The sequence below is a fragment of the Haloferax elongans ATCC BAA-1513 genome, from assembly GCF_000336755.1.
Taxonomy (GTDB): Archaea; Halobacteriota; Halobacteria; order Halobacteriales; family Haloferacaceae; genus Haloferax; species Haloferax elongans.
The window spans coordinates 388969-405248 of record NZ_AOLK01000022.1 but is presented as its reverse complement, the minus strand read 5'-3'; the positions used below and the strand labels follow the sequence as shown (position 1 = coordinate 405248).

General features: G+C 62.7%; 18 protein-coding genes. 8 read left to right on the top strand and 10 right to left on the bottom strand.

Annotated features, from left to right (window positions below; translation table 11 throughout):
• Nucleotides 1-3: 3 nt before the first annotated feature.
• From C453_RS16535 to C453_RS16520, 4 genes are all read right to left on the bottom strand, one after another.
• A complete protein-coding gene (locus C453_RS16535; protein WP_008326238.1) occupies nucleotides 4-798 on the bottom strand; it encodes a hypothetical protein in 795 nt (264 codons plus the stop codon).
• Entirely contained in the window at nucleotides 767-1954 is a 1188-nt protein-coding gene (locus tag C453_RS16530; protein WP_008326237.1) for a tubulin/FtsZ family protein, read from the bottom strand. Before C453_RS16530 ends, C453_RS16535 begins: the two co-directional genes overlap by 32 nt.
• Before the next feature lie 269 nt (nucleotides 1955-2223).
• A complete protein-coding gene (locus tag C453_RS16525; protein ID WP_008326228.1) occupies nucleotides 2224-3129 on the bottom strand; it encodes a complex I NDUFA9 subunit family protein in 906 nt (301 codons plus the stop codon).
• Between the two features lie 125 nt (nucleotides 3130-3254).
• Nucleotides 3255-3527: a hypothetical protein gene (locus C453_RS16520; protein ID WP_008326227.1), complete on the bottom strand. Its 273-nt coding sequence runs from the start codon at nucleotides 3525-3527 to the stop codon at nucleotides 3255-3257.
• 104 nt (nucleotides 3528-3631) lie between these two features.
• On the opposite strand from C453_RS16520, the gene tmk reads away from it, so the two are divergent.
• A complete protein-coding gene (gene tmk / locus C453_RS16515; RefSeq protein ID WP_008326226.1) occupies nucleotides 3632-4225 on the top strand; it encodes a dTMP kinase in 594 nt (197 codons plus the stop codon).
• A 40-nt stretch (nucleotides 4226-4265) separates the two neighbouring features.
• On the opposite strand, the gene C453_RS16510 is transcribed toward tmk, so the two are convergent.
• The gene (locus tag C453_RS16510) at nucleotides 4266-4586 is read right to left on the bottom strand and encodes a hypothetical protein (protein WP_008326225.1); all 321 of its coding nucleotides are present in this window, start codon (nucleotides 4584-4586) and stop codon (nucleotides 4266-4268) included.
• Between the two features lie 48 nt (nucleotides 4587-4634).
• A complete protein-coding gene (locus C453_RS16505; RefSeq protein WP_008326224.1) occupies nucleotides 4635-6182 on the bottom strand; it encodes a hypothetical protein in 1548 nt (515 codons plus the stop codon).
• Nucleotides 6183-6376: 194 nt separating this feature from the next.
• On the opposite strand from C453_RS16505, the gene C453_RS16500 reads away from it, so the two are divergent.
• Entirely contained in the window at nucleotides 6377-7423 is a 1047-nt protein-coding gene (locus C453_RS16500) for a thiamine pyrophosphate-dependent dehydrogenase E1 component subunit alpha (protein WP_007542498.1), read from the top strand.
• Between the two features lie 36 nt (nucleotides 7424-7459).
• Here the strand turns inward: C453_RS16500 and C453_RS16495 are convergent, their stop codons facing one another.
• Nucleotides 7460-7693, bottom strand: a complete 234-nt coding sequence (locus C453_RS16495; protein ID WP_007542500.1) for an Lrp/AsnC ligand binding domain-containing protein — start codon at nucleotides 7691-7693, stop codon at nucleotides 7460-7462.
• A 109-nt stretch (nucleotides 7694-7802) separates the two neighbouring features.
• On the opposite strand from C453_RS16495, the gene C453_RS16490 reads away from it, so the two are divergent.
• Both C453_RS16490 and C453_RS16485 read left to right on the top strand, forming a co-directional pair.
• The gene (locus C453_RS16490) at nucleotides 7803-8486 is read left to right on the top strand and encodes a potassium channel family protein (RefSeq protein WP_008326222.1); all 684 of its coding nucleotides are present in this window, start codon (nucleotides 7803-7805) and stop codon (nucleotides 8484-8486) included.
• Nucleotide 8487: 1 nt separating this feature from the next.
• On the top strand, nucleotides 8488-8724 hold the full coding sequence (locus tag C453_RS16485) for an Lrp/AsnC ligand binding domain-containing protein (RefSeq protein WP_008326221.1): 237 nt from the start codon (nucleotides 8488-8490) through the stop codon (nucleotides 8722-8724).
• Between the two features lie 44 nt (nucleotides 8725-8768).
• Here C453_RS16485 and C453_RS16480 read toward each other — a convergent pair whose 3' ends face one another.
• From C453_RS16480 to C453_RS20870, 3 genes are all read right to left on the bottom strand, one after another.
• Complete coding sequence (locus C453_RS16480) at nucleotides 8769-9272, bottom strand: DUF5813 family protein (protein ID WP_008326220.1); 504 nt, start codon at nucleotides 9270-9272, stop codon at nucleotides 8769-8771.
• 395 nt (nucleotides 9273-9667) lie between these two features.
• On the bottom strand, nucleotides 9668-12145 hold the full coding sequence (locus tag C453_RS16475) for a methyl-accepting chemotaxis protein (protein WP_008326219.1): 2478 nt from the start codon (nucleotides 12143-12145) through the stop codon (nucleotides 9668-9670).
• 87 nt (nucleotides 12146-12232) lie between these two features.
• Nucleotides 12233-12361, bottom strand: a complete 129-nt coding sequence (locus tag C453_RS20870) for a hypothetical protein (RefSeq protein ID WP_275039780.1) — start codon at nucleotides 12359-12361, stop codon at nucleotides 12233-12235.
• A gap of 91 nt (nucleotides 12362-12452) precedes the next feature.
• On the opposite strand from C453_RS20870, the gene C453_RS20260 reads away from it, so the two are divergent.
• The 4 genes from C453_RS20260 to C453_RS16460 all read left to right on the top strand — a co-directional run bounded on the left by C453_RS20260 (nucleotide 12453) and on the right by C453_RS16460 (nucleotide 16198).
• Nucleotides 12453-12614, top strand: coding sequence for a hypothetical protein (locus C453_RS20260; protein WP_160163411.1), 162 nt, complete (start codon nucleotides 12453-12455; stop codon nucleotides 12612-12614).
• Nucleotides 12615-12802: 188 nt separating this feature from the next.
• Nucleotides 12803-13978, top strand: coding sequence for a tubulin/FtsZ family protein (locus C453_RS16470; RefSeq protein ID WP_008326218.1), 1176 nt, complete (start codon nucleotides 12803-12805; stop codon nucleotides 13976-13978).
• A gap of 16 nt (nucleotides 13979-13994) precedes the next feature.
• On the top strand, nucleotides 13995-15380 hold the full coding sequence (locus C453_RS16465) for a tubulin/FtsZ family protein (RefSeq protein WP_008326206.1): 1386 nt from the start codon (nucleotides 13995-13997) through the stop codon (nucleotides 15378-15380).
• On the top strand, nucleotides 15377-16198 hold the full coding sequence (locus C453_RS16460; RefSeq protein ID WP_008326204.1) for a hypothetical protein: 822 nt from the start codon (nucleotides 15377-15379) through the stop codon (nucleotides 16196-16198). The genes C453_RS16465 and C453_RS16460 overlap by 4 nt, the downstream gene beginning before the upstream one ends.
• Nucleotides 16199-16280: the final 82 nt, after the last annotated feature.

The following is a 16280-nucleotide window of genomic DNA, read 5'->3' as shown; positions in this document are numbered from 1 at the left end:
GAATCAGCCCAGTTTGTCGTAGGTCTGCTGCTGGGACTTCCAGTAGAGGAAGCCACCGGCGAGCAGTGCGACGACGACGAGCCCACCTGCTGCGTAGATGAGCAGTTGGGTCGTCTGACTCGACTGCTTCGCTTTGTTCGCGCGCGTCTCTGCTTCTTCGGCCAGCGTCGTCGCGAGGTCGAAGTTGCCGCTGTTGTAGGCGTCAACTGCGTTGTCGAACGACTGCTGTGCCTCCTTCGTGTTCGCGCCACTCACCGAAGCGATGGTCGCCTGCGCGCTGTCGAGTTTGGCGCGCGCGGCGGCACTGTCTTCGGTGTAGTGGTTCACGTCCCACGTCTGGATGTGGTTGCTAGAGCCACCTTCGCGGGTCTGGTTGAGCGAGACGGCGGTGAACGTCTGTGCAGGGTCGTAGGAGTACTCCTTGACCGCTGGCACCGTTCCGGTCACCTTGACTTCGACTTCGCTCGTCCCGTCGTCAGCGGCGACCTGTGCGCCACTGAAGTTCTGTCCGTCGAAGGACTGCTGGTCGACTTTTGCGCCCGTCTGGTCGTAGTACGTGACGGTCCACGTCACTTCTTCGAGCTCAGTGCTTCCGGCGAGCGACCACGATTCGAGTTGTGGGTTCTTGTACAGTTCGTCGAGCGTGACCGAGGCGGTCACCTTCGAGTCGACCTGTGCTTCGCTCGGGACGTCTTCGGACGCGACGCTCACGGCTCCTGCCGGGGCCACGAGGGCCGACAGCAGCACGACGAGCGCGAGCGCCAGCTTAGAAGAGCGATTCCAGCTCGTCTTCGTCATCGTTTACGAGGTTCTCCAAGTTCGAATCGCTCTCCTCTCGAATCTCTTCGATGTTGTCTTGCGCCTCGATGGCGACCTGCTGGAGCTCCTTGATGCGTGGCACGTTGGTCACGCCCGAAAGGAGGATGACACTGGCGACCTTGCCGGCACCCGGAATCGGGTAGTCGCCGCCGCGAACTTCCATGGAACCGGTCTGCTCCTCGATCCACTTCCGCCCGCGCTCTATGCCTTTCCGGTTCAGATGCTCCGGCGGGCCAGCGAGTACGAGCAGCGCGCGCTCGGCACCTTCGATTTCACACGGGAGTGTGAGGCGGCCGAGTGCAGCCTTGCGTACGAGGCTGGTGATGCGGTTCGTCGTGTGGGCGGTGTCGAGGTTGTCGTCGGGTTCGTCACCGCCAGTGAGTCGCGACAGGAGGCCGCCACTCTTGTTCTGTCGGGGTTCGACACCCTCGGAGGCGTAGCCGACGGTCGAGACGCCGCCGCCAGCCAGTGTGTTGATAATCTCCGAGGAGTCGACGACAGATTCTGCGACTTCCTGTCCGTCCTTGACCTCACCGGCGCCGAAGAGGACGCCGAAGCGGTTGACGATTTCCTGGTTAATCTCGTCGTAACCGCCCTGCACCGATTCGCCGGTCTTCCGCCACGCGTCGTTGTCGAACACGAGGAGGTTGTCGACCTCGCGGACGAACGTCTGGAACGAGCGTGCGGCGTTGAGAGTGTAGATACCACCCTCGTCGGACCCCGGCAGGATGCCGAGGCCGTAGACAGGCTCAGTGTAGATTCGTTTGAGGTGTTTCGCGAGGACCGGCGCGCCGCCGGACCCGGTGCCGCCACCGAGTCCAGAGACCACGAGGAAGGCATCGACTTCGTGAACTGGGATGCTATCGATTGCACCCTGCACTTCGTCAATGTCTTCTTCGGCGATTTCCGCGCCTAGTTCGTTGTCCGCACCGACGCCATGCCCCTTCACGCGGGACTGGCCGATGAGGACGCGCTGGTCCTTCGGGATGTTTTCGAGTCCGAGCAAGTCGGCTTTCGCCGAGTTGACTGCAACTGCTGCACGGACGATGTCCGAGTTGCGTTGCCGGTCGTACTCGACGAATTTGTCGACGATCTTTCCCCCGGCTTGCCCGAATCCGATCATTGCGAGCTTCATAGGTTCGGTCCCCTCGCCATTGCGTGAAAGCCAGTACGAACGCAGACATAAGCGTTGTGATGGCCAGGTGTCAACCCAAGAACAGATTAGCTGGAAAAAACGGCGGACGGAGGCGGAATTTTAAGCAATCATTATTCTGGCTGACGGGCGTGTGACATTATCAATATTCGTGATTTATATATGATTAACAGGGTTTTCTCGACATCACGACCCGAGAAACGAACCGATTGTTCAGTTCGGTCGGCTCGGCTCGCCCGGCCAGTGTGTCCTCAGTTCCGTTCCGAGAGGAACGCTTCGAACGTCTTCAGCGACGACTTGTCGACGCCGAAGGCACCAATGTCGTTGTTGGCGACCGCGTTGTCGATTTTGAGCGACCGGTACTGGTCAGAACCCATCGGGAAACCGGGAACGAACCCGAGCGTCGTGAGACCGACGCGAGCCAGCGGCATCGGGAGCGGTACGATGGTGATGGACTTCCCTTCTGACTCGTATATCATCTCTGTCACGTCTCGAAGCGTGAGTATCTCTGGACCGCCGATTTCGTAGGTCTCACCCACATGCGCGTCGTCTTCGAGGGCTTCACCGAACATGGGCGTGAGGTCGTCAATCCAGATTGGCTGGAACCGCGTCCGACCGTTACCGGGCAACGGGTACAATGGGACGCCGGGCGCGAACATCCCCTTGAGCTTCTTTGTGAAGTCGATTATCTCCGCGCCCTCGCCGAAGATAATCGACGGCCGGAAGATGGTCCAGTCGAGACCGGACGACTTCACCGCGTTCTCGGCGTTTCCTTTCGACCGGATGTACGCAGTGTCCGCGTCCGGGTCCGCACCGAGCGCACTCATCTGCACCAGCCGAGGCACGTCGTGTGCCTCGGCGGCTTTCACCACGTTCTCGGTGCCTTGCCAGTTGACGATGTCGTGCATTCGGTAGCCGCCGTCCGGCTTGAACAGTGGGGAGAGGGCGACGAGGTTCACGACGGCGTCTTTCCCCTCGAACGCGTCGGTGATGGAGTCGTAATCCGTGACGTCGCCGACGGCCGTCTCGACGCCCTCTGGGAGGTCCTCGCTAGTGGGGTTGCGAGACATCGCAGTCACGCTGTGCCCGCGCGACTTCAGCTCTCGGCAGAGGTTACTACCGACGAATCCGCTTCCGCCGACAACAAGGACTTTCATAGCGAATTATTCGGCGGAGCGAGCGTAAAGCTAACGGGAGTTTGAGGTGGATTTCGCCGGAATAGTTTCCGACGACAAGAGTGTTCGATAGACCGAGAATTCGAGTCAGTTCGGCGGTGTGCCTGTCACGCCAATATCGGTGGCATAAGCGGACCACCCGTCCGCTTAATCATCTTCCCGCCTTCGTCGTAGACGACAACTTCCTCGTGTTCGTACTGCCATTCGTCGGGGGCCTCACACGGTGTTGCAACCTCTCGAAGCTTGGTTGCGAAGCCCTCGTCTCCCGGTGGCACCGTCTCGTCGTACCAGACGACACTGTACGGTAACGACACTGGGAGAAGCGCGTCCCATCGGTTACTCACGGAACAACACATGCGGTAGTCGTAGTGGTCTGACATTATCGTTACGGCAGTTTGGGGGCGAGTATCGCTTCGGCAGTTTTGGGTGAGCATCGCTGAGGCAGTTCGGGGCGCTTTTTTCGCAGGGGCGACTCGGAGGACGTATGCTCGTCACCCTCGAGGGACTCGACGGAAGTGGGAAGACCACCGTCTGGGAGGCGCTCCGCGACACGTATTCGGACGCGGTCTTCACACGAGAACCAACCGACGATTCGTGGTACGGTGAGGCGGTCAACCGCGCTATCGGCGACGACGACGCCGACCCGCTCGCGACGCTGTTTCTGTTCACTGCTGACCACGCCGACCACCTCTCGCGCGTCGTTCGACCCGCCCTCGACGCGGGTGAACTCGTCATCTCCGACCGATACTCCGACTCCCGGTACGCCTATCAGGGTGCCTCGCTCCGCGACAGCGACCTGAAGCGCCCGATGGAGTACATCATGGGCATCCACGCGGCGTTCACTCGCCCGCCGGACAAGACCATCTACCTCGATGTCGACCCCGAGACGGCCGCTGCTCGGAGTGGTTCGACGAACAAGTTCGAACAGGCGGCGTACCTCGCCGAGGTGCGCGCGAACTACGAGCGACTCATCGAGGCGGAACCAGAGCGCTTTATCAGAATCGACGCGACGCAGTCGCCCGAAGAAGTTCTCGACGCAGTCGAAGCGGCCCTCGACGACATTCTCGCAGACGCGTAGGGCCTTCAGCCGTACCTCTCACGTCCGCAGGTCGTTTCCGCTACCGCGACTCAGGAAGGTTCTCGAACTCTTCTGGGGGAGGGACGTACAGCGTGTCGATGGTGAACCCGAGAACCAGCGGCATTCCAATCATCACGCCGAACGCCGCCGCGGGACTGCCGAGGTTCACGCCGATACCGAACACGCCCGAGAACACGAGTGTGGACACGAACAGTACCAGCGGGATGAGGAACAGGGCGTAGAGGATATACCCCCACTGCGTCTTCAATCGGAGGCGGAAGAAGCGCGTCATGACCGCCGCGATGAGGGTGTGAAGCAGGAGCACGACGCCCATCAGCGCGAGGTTGACCACCGAGACCATACCGGGGGTTAGTATCGGGGCGTCTTTTCCCTGTCGCTCCCGGCGGGGCTATTCGGCGCGGAAGGGGTTGGTTCCCGCGTCGAGTTCTTCGGTGTTCGAGACGCCGTCATCGTCGAAGTCGTCGTCCATGACGCGATTCTCGGGGTCGGTCGGGTCGAGACCCGCTTCGAGTTCGACGCGGTCACTCAGCCCGTCGCCGTCGGTGTCGTGGTCGCGCGCGTTCAGGCCGATAGCCTGCTCGTAGTCGTTGGCGAGTCCGTCGCCGTCCCAGTCGTCGATTTGCGCGTCGTCGCTGGCGTCAGTCGGGTCCGTTCCGGCCTCGATTTCGACGCCGTCGTACGCCCCGCCACCGTCGGTGTCAGGGTTCTTCGGGTCGGTCGTGTAGCGTTCGTACACCTCGTCGCCGTCGGGGTAGCCATCACCGTCGAAATCGGGGTCGGCGGGGTTGAGCCCGGTTTGCTGTTCGCTGTCGTCTTCGAGACCATCGCCGTCAGTGTCGGACTGTTGGATGCTCACGTCGCCATCGACCGGGTCGCCGCCGAGGCTGTTCCACTCGGCGAGGTCGCTACTCCCGTCGCCGTCGGTGTCGGGATTGTACGGGTCCGTCGGCGCAGTCCGTTCGAGGGCGTCGCCGACCTTGTCACGGTCGCTGTCGCGGTCGTTGTAGTTCGGCAGTCCGTCGCCGTCGGTGTCGGCCGTCCCTTCCCGACCGTCCGGGATGCCGTCGCCATCGGTGTCGGTGTCGTACCACGCGGGCGCGCCGTCGTTGTCCACGTCTGACGGCCAGGTGTCGAAGTGCTCGCGGGCCGTCGAGATGCCGTCGCCGTCGTCGTCCCAGTCTTCCACGTTGGGGACGCCGTCGCCGTCGAGGTCTCCCGCGCGCTCGTCGCTGTCAGGGATGCCGTCGCTGTCTGTGTCTTTCGGCCCGTCCGACTCGACTGTATCAGAGTCCTCCACGGGCGTGGCATCTGCTGTCTCGTCGGTGGCTGTGGAGTCGTCAGTCGTCGTTTTGTCTCCCTGCTCCGAGTCGTCAGTCTCGTCGCTGTCGTCACCGTCCGAAGCAACTGCGTCGTCTGAATCGTCCGAGTCGTCCGAGCCACCTGAGTCGCCCGTGTCATCCGAGTCGTCGGACGCACCTGCGTCGTCTTCACTCGTCGTTCCGTCTGTACTCCCTGTCGATTCGACGGTCGTATTCTCACTGCTGTCCGTCGATTCGTCCGTCGAGTTCGCTTCTGTCTCGGTCGAGGTGCTCGTCTCGTTCGTCCCGTCCGTCTCGTTGGTCGCTGTCCCGTCCGTCTCGTTGGTCGTCGTCTCGTTTGTCTCAGTAGTCGTCGACCCGTCGTCTGTCTCGTTCGTCTCTGTTGTGTTGGTCTCTGTCTCCCCGTCCGTTTCGTTTGTCACCGTCTCGTTGTCTCCGATGACACCGACGCTCTCCGACTCGCCGAGTGACCCAGTCGAGCCCGCGTCCGAACCGGTGTCGGTCGCGGGCATGAGGGGACCACCGAAGCCAGCACCGCCGAGGGCGGCGAGCATGACGACCGCTCCGAGCGCCGTCGCGGCGATAGCCTTCGCGCTCTCCTGCAGACGTGGATACATAGCCCAGTCGAGACAGGGGAGGTGAATTGCTATCCAGTCGCTACGTCGCATTAATAGACTATTTTCGAAGCACGTCACGCGCGAGTCGCCGGGCCGCGCGGCGACGTGAATTGACCGACCCAACCGAAGTCAGTCGAGTGACACCAGGGTTCAAACCGGGGACGTTTATCACGAAGGACCGTGACCCTCCGCGCATGCATCGACTCATCGCCGAGCACGGGTTGGACGACACGGACTTCACCGAAGACGACGCCCGTGCCGCCCTCCGCGACATGATTCGAGCGCGCCGGTTCGACGAACGTGCACTCGCCCTCCAGCGACGCGGGTGGATGAGTGGCTACCCACCGTTCAAGGGACAGGAAGCGTCACAAATCGGTGCCGCGCACGCGATGCGCGAAGACGACGTGCTCCTCCCGACGTATCGGTCGAACGCACTTCAGATAGCTCGCGGCGTGCCGCCGAGCGACCTCTTTCTCTTCCGCCGCGGCTACGCCGAGTACGAGTCCGACCACGACGTTCCGGTGTTCCCGCAGGCCGTCCCGATTGCCAGCCAGATTCCCCACGCGGCCGGGGTTGGCATGGCCAGCACCTACCGCGGCGACGACTACGCCGCGCTCGTCTGCTTCGGTGACGGTGCGACCTCTGAGGGCGACTTCCACGAGGGACTCAATTTCGCGGGCGTCTTCGACGCACCGGTCGTCTTCTTCTGTGAGAACAACGGCTGGGCCATCTCGCTCCCTCGCGACCGCCAGACTGCGAGTGACTCTATCGCCGTGAAGGCCGAGGCCTACGGCATCGAAGGCGTGCAAGTCGATGGGAACGACCCGCTCGCGGTTCGGGAAGTCGTCAGCGACGCGCTCGAAAAGGCTCGACAGGGCAAGCCGGTGCTCGTCGAGAGCCTGACGTACCGACAGGGCGCGCACACCACCGCAGACGACCCGACGCGCTACCGAGACGACGACCCCGACCTCCCAGAGTGGCGGACTGCCGACCCCCTCGAACGGTTCGAGGAGTTCTGTCTCGACGCTGGCATCGTCGACGAGGACGAACTCGACGCGATGTACGAGGACGCGAACGAGGAACTCCGCGAAGCCAAGGAGACCGCAGAAGAGACGCCGGAGCCCGGTCCAGACGAGTTGTTCGACTACGTGTACGAGGACCTCACGCCGGAACTCGCCGAACAGCGGGCCGAGCACATGGCGCACGTCGACGAACACGGACCGTTCCACATCGAACGCTGACGCCGCAGCCGGTCTGTCGGTGACGGCGTCGGCGACTCAGTCGTCGAGTGAAATGTACGTCTTCGTCTCGGAGACGCCCTGTAACCCCTGAATTCTCGTCGATGCCGTTTTCAGGACTTCGTACACCGCTTCGGTGTCGACCTCCGCGATGATGTCGTACGCCCCGGCGACGATGTGGGCCTCTGCAACCGTCTCGAAGTCGCGAATCGGACCGAGCAACTGTTCTGATTCCCCGGCACCAGTCTTCACCATGATGAAGGCGTGAACCATGTGTGGGATATTCTATCACACAATGCAAAAGCCTTGCTCCGTTCGATGTCCGGTGATTCGACCGAAACCGGGGTAAGGTTATTTGCCTTCGCCGACATACCGTACTCCCATGCGGTTCGTTATCATTGGTTCTGGACGGGTGGGGCTACGGACAGCCCGAGTCCTTCGAGAGGAGGGTCACGACATCGTCCTCATCGAGTTAGACCGCGACCGGGTGAAACAAGCTCGTGAGATGGACTTCGATGTGGTGGAAGGCGATGGCTCCCGTGAGGAGGTGTTGTTGGAGGCCGGTATCGACGAGGCGGACGCTCTCGGCGCGCTGACTGCCGATCTCAACGTCAACTTCGCGGCGTGCATGATTGCCAAACACTTCGGCTGTCGGACGGTGCTCCGCGTCGACGAGGACTACCGCGAAGAAGTGTACCAGAAGTACGCCAGGGAAGTCGACGAAATCGTCTACCCCGAACGACTGGGTGCGATTGGTGCGAAGAACGCCCTCCTCGGCGGGTCGATTCGCGCTATCGCGGACATCGCCCAGAACTTACAGGTCATCCTCGTGACGGTCACGGAGAGTTCGCCCATGAACGGGTACAGTATCGAAGAGGTTGCGCTGCCAGCCCACGCGCGCATCCTCGCGTTCGGGAAGAAAGACAGTCCGATGAGTCTCCCGCTGTCGGATGACTCGCTCGAAACCGGCGACCGCGTCGCCGTTCTCGCCGACTTCGACGTGCTCGACGACGTGCGTCAACTCCTCGTCGGCGACGAAGTCGTCACTGCTGCAGGAGGTGCTTGAGATGGTTCATGCATACATCATGGTGAAAGCCGCAACCGTCGCGAATGGTATCGACCAACTGAAAGAAGAACTCGTCGACGTCGACCACGGCATCGAGAGTGTCCACATCGTCGCGGGCGATGTCGACTTCATCGTGAAAGTCGACGTTGACTCCCCGGCCGAGGTCAAGGAAGTCGCAAACGGCATCCAACAGGTCGAGGGAATCGAAGGCACACAGACGTATATCGCGATGGACTGAGCGGCCACCAGACTTGCTTCGGCCGCCGACAGCGAACTCCAGTCTCAGAATCCGGTTCCGGCGTTCTCCTGTGCTCGACTCAGGATGCTCGTCACCGGTTCGGTGTAGTCGTACCCGGGGATGATTCCCTGGACGAACGTCCCTTCGACGTAGTCGATAACTGCGCCAGCGTCGTCGACGCCGCGACGCTCGTTGATGTCCGCAAACGACGTTTCGACGAGTGCCTCGTCGTCCTGACGCGTCACCGTCGGTTCGAGCTGGTGGTCGCCTGCGGTAACGCCGCCAGCATCGTCCATTCGAAGTTCGAACGTCTCGAACCAGCCGTCTTCGACGATGTCGGCGACCTCGTCTGCGGTGACGGTCGACAGCATCGGGACGCGAACCGACACTTCGAACTCGATTTTCCCGTCGTCCCGCTGTGCGACGGTGACGCGGCCATCGAAGTGCGTCGTCATCGAGACGAACGTTCGGTCGCTCTCGTGCTCGAACGAACCGTGGTCGCCGAACGCCCGGCGGACCCGACCGGGGAGGTCCTGCTGTTCACTCATGGCGAGAGGAAGGAACTGATGGGAGAAAAGGTCGTTGCGTCTCGGCCGGTTCGTGTTCGGTCCCTGAATCGCCCGATTCCGCCAGAATCGGCAGAATGGCGGCATGTTTAAGTATCTCGCCGCACTCCGTTTAGGTGACGCTTCGCTTTGGAGGGCCGAAGCGTCAGCGGGGACCAATCTAGGGCGGCATTCGCCGCGCGGGCCGCTCCCGTGCGGCTGCCTATCCCTTTCTGAAGAACTCAACCGTCGAGCCGCCAGTCTATCGATTTCACCGGCTGTATCCGTATCGAGTGACGACGCTGTTCTCGGCTCGTGTACTGACAGCGTTTGCAACGGTTCGTTGGAGAAGAACGTTCGCGTGAGAATCGCACTCGGCCGTTCTGCGCGGCTGAGTACTACTCGTCGTCGCCCGTGCCGTCGGCCGCGAGCTCCGAGAGCGTCGGCGACGAGAGCACGTCGTCGTCGACGTCAGGCTCTGGGACGACGTCGATGTCGTCTGGCGCTTCCGGTTCGAGAGTGTCGTCGGGGTGCTCTCCGTCAGCACCATCGCTGCTATGCTCTCCGTCAGCACCATCGCTGCCGTGGCCTTCGTCAGGCTCGCCACCGGGTTCGGCTGCGGCGTCCGACTCGACACCTTCCGGTAAGGGCGTCGGCTCGTCGGTCGCCTCGGATTCGACGGCGCTGTTCTCGCTGTCGAGAGTCTCGCCCTCGTCGGTTCGCACCTCGAACCGGTCGGCGAGCGCCCGGAGTTCTTCGGTCGTGCCAGAGAGTTCCTGTATCTGTCCAGCAACGCCCATCATCGCGTCGTTCTGTTCGCGGGCCGCGGCAGCGACGTCTGCGGCCTCGGTTTGCGTCTCGCTGGCGATTTCGACTGCTTCGTCGGCGCGGAGCGCGACCGACTGCGCCGCCTCGGCCTGCGAAGCGGTCGCGGCGTCGATAGCGGCCACGCCGTCGTCGACCTCGTCGAGTCGGTCGACCGCTTCGTCGATTGCCTGCACGCTGTCGGCGACCGTCTCCGCCCCGTTGGACACGCGCTCTCTGGCGGCGTGAACCTCTGAGACGGTCTCTTCGGCCGCCGTTTCGACCTCGTCTATCGAGGAGGCGATTTCGGTCGTCGCTTCGGCCGTCTCGGTAGCGAGTTGTTTGACGCTGTTGGCGACGACGGCGAAGCCTTCACCCGCCTCACCGGCGCGGGCGGCCTCGATGGAGGCGTTGAGCGCGAGCAAGTTCGTCTGGTCGGCGATGTCCTCGATGAGGTCGACGACTTCGCCAATCTCCGCCACTTCGTCGCGGAGCGCTTCGACGCCGTCTGCTGCCGCGGCGACTCGGTCGTCGATAGCTGCCATCTCTTCGTGGACGGCGGCGCTCGCATCGCGGCCCTCTTGTCCGCGTTCGCTGGCTTCGGTAGCGAGGCTGGCGAGTTCGTCGGCGGAGGCGGCGACCTCTTGGACGGTCGCCGAGAGGTCCTGCATCTCGGTCGAGACTTCGTCGAGGAGCGTCGCTTGCGTGGACGCCCCATCGGAGATGTCGGCAGTGGCTCGCTCGACGCGCTCGGAGGCCGAAGTGACCTCTTCGGTTCCTGCAGTGACGCGCTCGCCAGCAGTATCGACGGTCGCCGCGAACGTCGCGACCTGCCCGATGGTGTCTTCGAGTTCGTCGACCATCGAGTCGATGCCGTCGCCGACAGCGGCCATCGCGTCGTCGTCCGGTTCGACTGAGGTCCGAACCGTTAGGTCGCCCGTCGCCACGCGGTCCATCGTCGCTTGGTAGTCGGCCGCGGCTGCAGCCAAGTCCTCTTGGGCCTCCTCGGCCGCTTCGATTCGGCCCTTGAGATTGTCGCGCATCTCGGCGAATGAGTTGGTCAGCGCACCGAACTCGTCGACACGCGAGGTCGAGAGGTCGACGTCGAGGTCGCCACTCGCAAGGGTTTCGGCGCGACCACGGAGTCGCCGGAGCGAGACGACCGTGCCGCGACCGATGACGAGGCCGACGAGCCCGAGACCGCCCAGCGCGACGCCGATGAGGATAGTGATATCTCGCTCGACGAGCGCTGCGAGAGCGTAGGTGTTCTCGGGTGGCGCTTGGATGAGCACGGCCCAGTCCGTGCCCTCGACGGGAGCGTGGCCGACGACTTTCCCGTCGCGTTCGATGACGCCGGTCTCTCCCGCGACCGCGGCGTCGAGCGCGGGCGTCGAGGAATCGCCACGGTACTGTTCGAGGACGTTGCTGTGGTACCTGTCGAAAGCGACGACGCCATCGGCGGTGACGACCTGCGTGTGCGACCCTTCGATTGGTTCGCTGATGGTCTGGGCGTGACGCGACGCGTCGACGACAATCATGACCGCAGCGTCTCGGCCCGCGACGGGGCTGAGGAACGCGAGGCGCTGGCCGCCGCCGTAGCGGTACACCTCGGAAATGGCGACGCCGTCGTTCATCGTCAGCGAACCGGTCGTCCACGACACCTCGAGGTCGGCGATGGTCTTCGTCTCCAACACGGCGTCGGTACTGTGGACGATATCACCGTTCGACGGCTTGACGTAGTGGACTGCGAGCACCTCTGGTGGGAGTTGGTCTTTCTCTCTTTCGAGGGCTGTGTCGATTGCGTTGGGGTTCCCAGAGCGGATTGCATCGTACTCCGAGAACATCCGGGCCGTCCGCGTGTATCCCTCCAACCAACTTGACAACTCTTCGGCTTCGAGCGACGCGACCATCTCCAGTTCGGAGTGCGCGTCAGCCCGGACCTCCTCGGTGACCATCCCCGAGATGTAGAAGCCCAACCCGCCCATCACCCCGGCGACGACCACGAGGACGAGCAAGAACTTCCGGAGGTAACTCCGTCTGAGGACCTCTGGAACGAACCGTGCGATTCTCATGCTACTCGTTCGCAAGCTAATCGAACGTAAAGTGTTGACCCACCAGATATCAGTGGTGATAACGCGTGTCGTGGCTGAGCGAATTCGTCAGAGTCCGTCGGCGGTTGCACCCAATGCAAGCGCCGCTGCGCCCGTTGCACCGCCACTCGTCGCGAGGTGGGTCGGAATCCCAGAAACGAGACCGACGACGCCACCGAGGGCTAAACAGACCGCCATTCCGGCGAGAGCGACGTCAAATCGGGAGGGGGCGTTGGCGGGCAGCACGATCTAATTACATGTTATTACAGCATCTGCAAAGTGTGTTGGGGTGGCGGGACTACTCGCCGGGCTCTCGGAGCGTGCCGTCGTCGCATTCGCGTTCCGTGGCTTGCTTTCGGGTGCTGCACAGGCCTCGATTTCGCCGATAGTCACTCCTGTCCGATTTTGTTCGCCGTACACAGATGCGGCGAGTCGTCCGTTCGTCCAGTAATTGGTGTGTCACTTGGCCACATTGTTTATCTATTGGTAGTGTGGATGGCCACGTGACTGGGGGGCCCTCCACCAAACGGGTGGATGCAACGAGCCGAACAGTTCGGTCGGTCCTGTCCGGGCACTTCAGGACCCAATTCGCGCATCCAGCTCCCTTCTCGCGGACACTCCTAGTCACGCAACCCAACCATGAAACTAGGAATAATCGGCGTCGGCAATGCCGGTAGCAAGATTGTCGACAAGATGGTCGAGTTCGAATCGCTTACGGACCGAAAACTCTGCCGCCACGTGATGGTGATAAACACCGCACGGACTGACCTTTCTAAACCAGATCACATCCCCGACAGCCAGCGGATTTTAATTGGCGACACGCACCAGAAGGCCAAAGGCCACGGCGTCGGCGGCGACGTCGAAGTCGGTGCCGAAGTCGCCCAAACCGATATCGACGAGATTCGGCGCGCGTTCGACGACGTAGACATCCACGAGGTCGACGCCATCTTGGTCTGTGCGTCGCTTGGCGGCGGCACCGGGAGTGGTGCAGGCCCGGTCGTCATCAACGAGTTGCAGAAGATGTACGACGAGCCAGTGTACGGACTGGGCGTCCTTCCCGGAAAGTACGAAGGTGGTCGCCCGGCGCTGAACGCCGCTCGGTCGCTCCAGTCGTTCGTCAACAACACGGACAACTTCATCGCCTTCGACAACGACGCGTGGCGCTCGAAAGACCAGACGGTCGGCGAGGGCTACGAGGGAATGAACCGCGAACTGGCGACGCGCCTCGTCACGCTCCTCGGTGCCGGTGAGTACGACGAACCGACCGTCGCCGAAAACGCGATGGACTCGAGTGACATCATCCGAACGCTCGATACGAGCGGTATCTCCTCGATTGGATACGCGTCGACCTCGGTAGACAAGGCAAACGGCGAGGGGCTGCTCAAGCGCTTCCGCGAAGACCACGAGATAGAAGACGGCTCGAACGCCGCAGCGAAGATAAACGGTCTCGTCCGCCGCGCGGTCAACTCTCGGCTCACGCTCCCGTGTGAGGTTTCGAGCGCCGACCGAGCGCTCATCGTCCTGTCGGGGCCACCGTCCGAACTCTCGCGGAAGGGCCTGGAGAGCGCCCGCGAGTGGATCGAAAACGAGGTCGACACGGTCGAAGTGTTGGCTGGCGACGACCCCCGAGAGAACGCCACGGCGCTTTCGGCGGTGGTGCTTCTGTCGAACGTCACGGAGACGCCTCGAATCGAGTCGATTCAGGACCAAGCGGTCGAAGCACAGGAGAAAATCGCCGAACAGGAGGCCGTCCGCGAGGAGGAGATTGCCGACCTGATAACCGACTCGGACGGGAAAATCGACCCGGTCATCTGACCATGGCTCCCGTCACGTGGAGCACGACGACCACGGCTTCAGCCACGCGGAACGCGTCCACGAGGACCACCGCAACGCGGAGCACATCACCTCCGCAATCCGCCACGCGGAGTCCGGTGTCCACCTCCCGAGAGGTGAGGCCGTGAAACTGGCAGTCGTCGGCGTCGGGAACGCGGGGTGTCGCCTCGTGAACCAAATCCTCGAAGCCGAGCAGACGACGGGCCGGAACCTCTGTAACGGGAACACGTTGCTCATCAACTCGACGGAGCCGACGTTCGACGCGACAGCACACGTCCCCGAAGCGCGGCGACTGACGATTGGGGACGTCTACTGGGAAGCCGACGGCACGGACATCGACGGCGACCCCGACCTCGCGGCCGAAATCGCACGCGAGGAGAAAAACGACATCATCCGTGCGTTCGACCACATCGAGTTCCACGAGGTCGATGGAATCCTGGTGATTGCCGGACTCGGCCGGGGAACCGGCGGCGGTGCCGGTGCGGTCGTCATCGACCACCTGAAGGCAATCTGTGACGAGCCAGTCTACGCGGTCGGCGTGCTTCCCGCGGATTCGGAAGGCGAGCAAGAAGCACTGACCGCTGCGCGGTCGCTCCAGTCGTTCGTCTCGAAGGCTGACAACGTCATCGCCTTCGACAACGACGCGTGGCTCGATGGTGAGCGTCCAACTGGTGGTGCGCTGGACAACCGTCCCGAAGACGACACAGCAGACGACGAAGCGCCTCCCTCGCGACCAGAGTCAGACGGCAGTGGCTATGCAGCCGTCAACGCCGCGCTGGCAGAGCGACTCGTCGCCCTGTTCGCCGCTGGCGAGTTCCGTGAGCCGTCGGCAGAAGAGTACCGAATGGACCCGAGCGACATCATCCGTGCGCTCGATACGGGTGGTGTCTCGACAATCGGATACGCCTCGTTCGACCTTCCACAACCGGGCAGGCTTCGCTCGTGGGTCCGCGCGCTGAGCGACCGCTTCGCGTGGATTCCCGAGCCCAGTTGGGCGTCTGCCACGCCTCGCGGCGACGAGGATACCCCCACCGACGCGGCGAAAATCAACAGACTCGTCCGCGAGGCCGCCCGGTCGAAGCTCACGCTCCCGTGTGAGGTGTCGAGTGCTGAACGGGCGCTTGTCGTCCTCTCGGGGCCCTCGAAGACAGTCTCCAGACAGGGGTTCGAAGGCGGCCGCTACTGGCTCGAAAAAGAGGCGGACATCGTCGACGTGATGGCTGGTGACGAACTGAACGAACGAGCGACAGCACTCACGGCCGTGGTTCTGCTGTCGAACGTGACCGACGTCGACCGAATCACGGAGATTCAGGAGACGGCGGTCGAGCACCAACAATCCCTGCGTACCGAAGGGAAACAGTACGGTACGGCACGCTCCGAATGACGAACCCTGTCGACGACGACTGGCAACAGACGCCCGCGTGGGTCCCGTCCCGCGTCGCCACCATCGTCCGAGCAATGCGTGTCGACCTGCACTGGTTGCACGCGAACTGGATGGAGATGGCGTTCGCTCGGGAACGGACCGGTAACCACTCGGTGGTCGAAAACTGGAACGCACAGTCCAGCCCCAAGCGCTGGGGATACCGGCTGTGGGCAGTGAGTGGCGCACTGCTCCTCGCGTTGGTGTACCCACTCTTCGTCGTGGGTCTCGCGACCAGATTTTACGCCCACCGTATCGACCGACTGACCGCAGGGCTCGGCTTCGTGGGCGTCGCACTCCTCTCGGCGCTCGTCTGGGGTGTGCTCACCGCTGCGACCTACGTCTCGTCTATCGCCTTCGAGGGGTTCGTCGCAGTCGGTGCCGCGGGCGTCGTCGCGACTGTCGCGGCCGTCCTCGCACTGCTTTTCACCCGGCGAGGTGGGCGAAAGACGACGGTCGCGCTCGCCTACCCGTTGGGTGTGACAGCGCTGTTTCTCCCACCGGTCGTCGCATCGCTCTACTCACCGACACTCGCGTCAGTCGTGTTCCCGAGTTCGACGTCGCTGGCGATTTGGCTGTTGGACAACGTGCTCGACGTCGCCGGTCTCGCCGCGTTCATCCGAAACTCGTTCGAACTGAAGGGGTTCGCGTACGTCGGTATGTGGTTCGTTCTCGCCATTCCGACGGGATGGGCACTCGGGATACTCACCACGCTCGTCGACCGTGTCCGAACGCCTGGTGGCCCGGATGTCGACGAGCGAGGGTCGAAGCTCTACAGGTAACCGAGACGAGGAGTCTCGGTTCTGCACGACGTTCCCCGACCGTCGTCTCTGGTATGTTTCATGTTAGCAAATTACTATGTTC

Coding starts and splice junctions, on each gene's coding strand:
- C453_RS16510 (WP_008326225.1), bottom strand. CDS start 4,586: ATGGTCTCGGTGGTCAACCTCGCGCTGATGGGCGTCGTGCTCCTGCTT.
- C453_RS16535 (WP_008326238.1), bottom strand. CDS start 798: ATGACGAAGACGAGCTGGAATCGCTCTTCTAAGCTGGCGCTCGCGCTC.
- C453_RS16505 (WP_008326224.1), bottom strand. CDS start 6,182: ATGTATCCACGTCTGCAGGAGAGCGCGAAGGCTATCGCCGCGACGGCG.
- C453_RS16470 (WP_008326218.1), top strand. CDS start 12,803: ATGAAACTAGGAATAATCGGCGTCGGCAATGCCGGTAGCAAGATTGTC.
- C453_RS16530 (WP_008326237.1), bottom strand. CDS start 1,954: ATGAAGCTCGCAATGATCGGATTCGGGCAAGCCGGGGGAAAGATCGTC.
- C453_RS16520 (WP_008326227.1), bottom strand. CDS start 3,527: ATGTCAGACCACTACGACTACCGCATGTGTTGTTCCGTGAGTAACCGA.
- C453_RS16475 (WP_008326219.1), bottom strand. CDS start 12,145: ATGAGAATCGCACGGTTCGTTCCAGAGGTCCTCAGACGGAGTTACCTC.
- C453_RS16525 (WP_008326228.1), bottom strand. CDS start 3,129: ATGAAAGTCCTTGTTGTCGGCGGAAGCGGATTCGTCGGTAGTAACCTC.
- C453_RS20870 (WP_275039780.1), bottom strand. CDS start 12,361: ATGGCGGTCTGTTTAGCCCTCGGTGGCGTCGTCGGTCTCGTTTCTGGG.
- C453_RS16485 (WP_008326221.1), top strand. CDS start 8,488: ATGGTTCATGCATACATCATGGTGAAAGCCGCAACCGTCGCGAATGGT.
- C453_RS16495 (WP_007542500.1), bottom strand. CDS start 7,693: ATGGTTCACGCCTTCATCATGGTGAAGACTGGTGCCGGGGAATCAGAA.
- C453_RS16480 (WP_008326220.1), bottom strand. CDS start 9,272: ATGAGTGAACAGCAGGACCTCCCCGGTCGGGTCCGCCGGGCGTTCGGC.
- C453_RS16460 (WP_008326204.1), top strand. CDS start 15,377: ATGACGAACCCTGTCGACGACGACTGGCAACAGACGCCCGCGTGGGTC.
- C453_RS16500 (WP_007542498.1), top strand. CDS start 6,377: ATGCATCGACTCATCGCCGAGCACGGGTTGGACGACACGGACTTCACC.
- C453_RS16490 (WP_008326222.1), top strand. CDS start 7,803: ATGCGGTTCGTTATCATTGGTTCTGGACGGGTGGGGCTACGGACAGCC.
- tmk (WP_008326226.1), top strand. CDS start 3,632: ATGCTCGTCACCCTCGAGGGACTCGACGGAAGTGGGAAGACCACCGTC.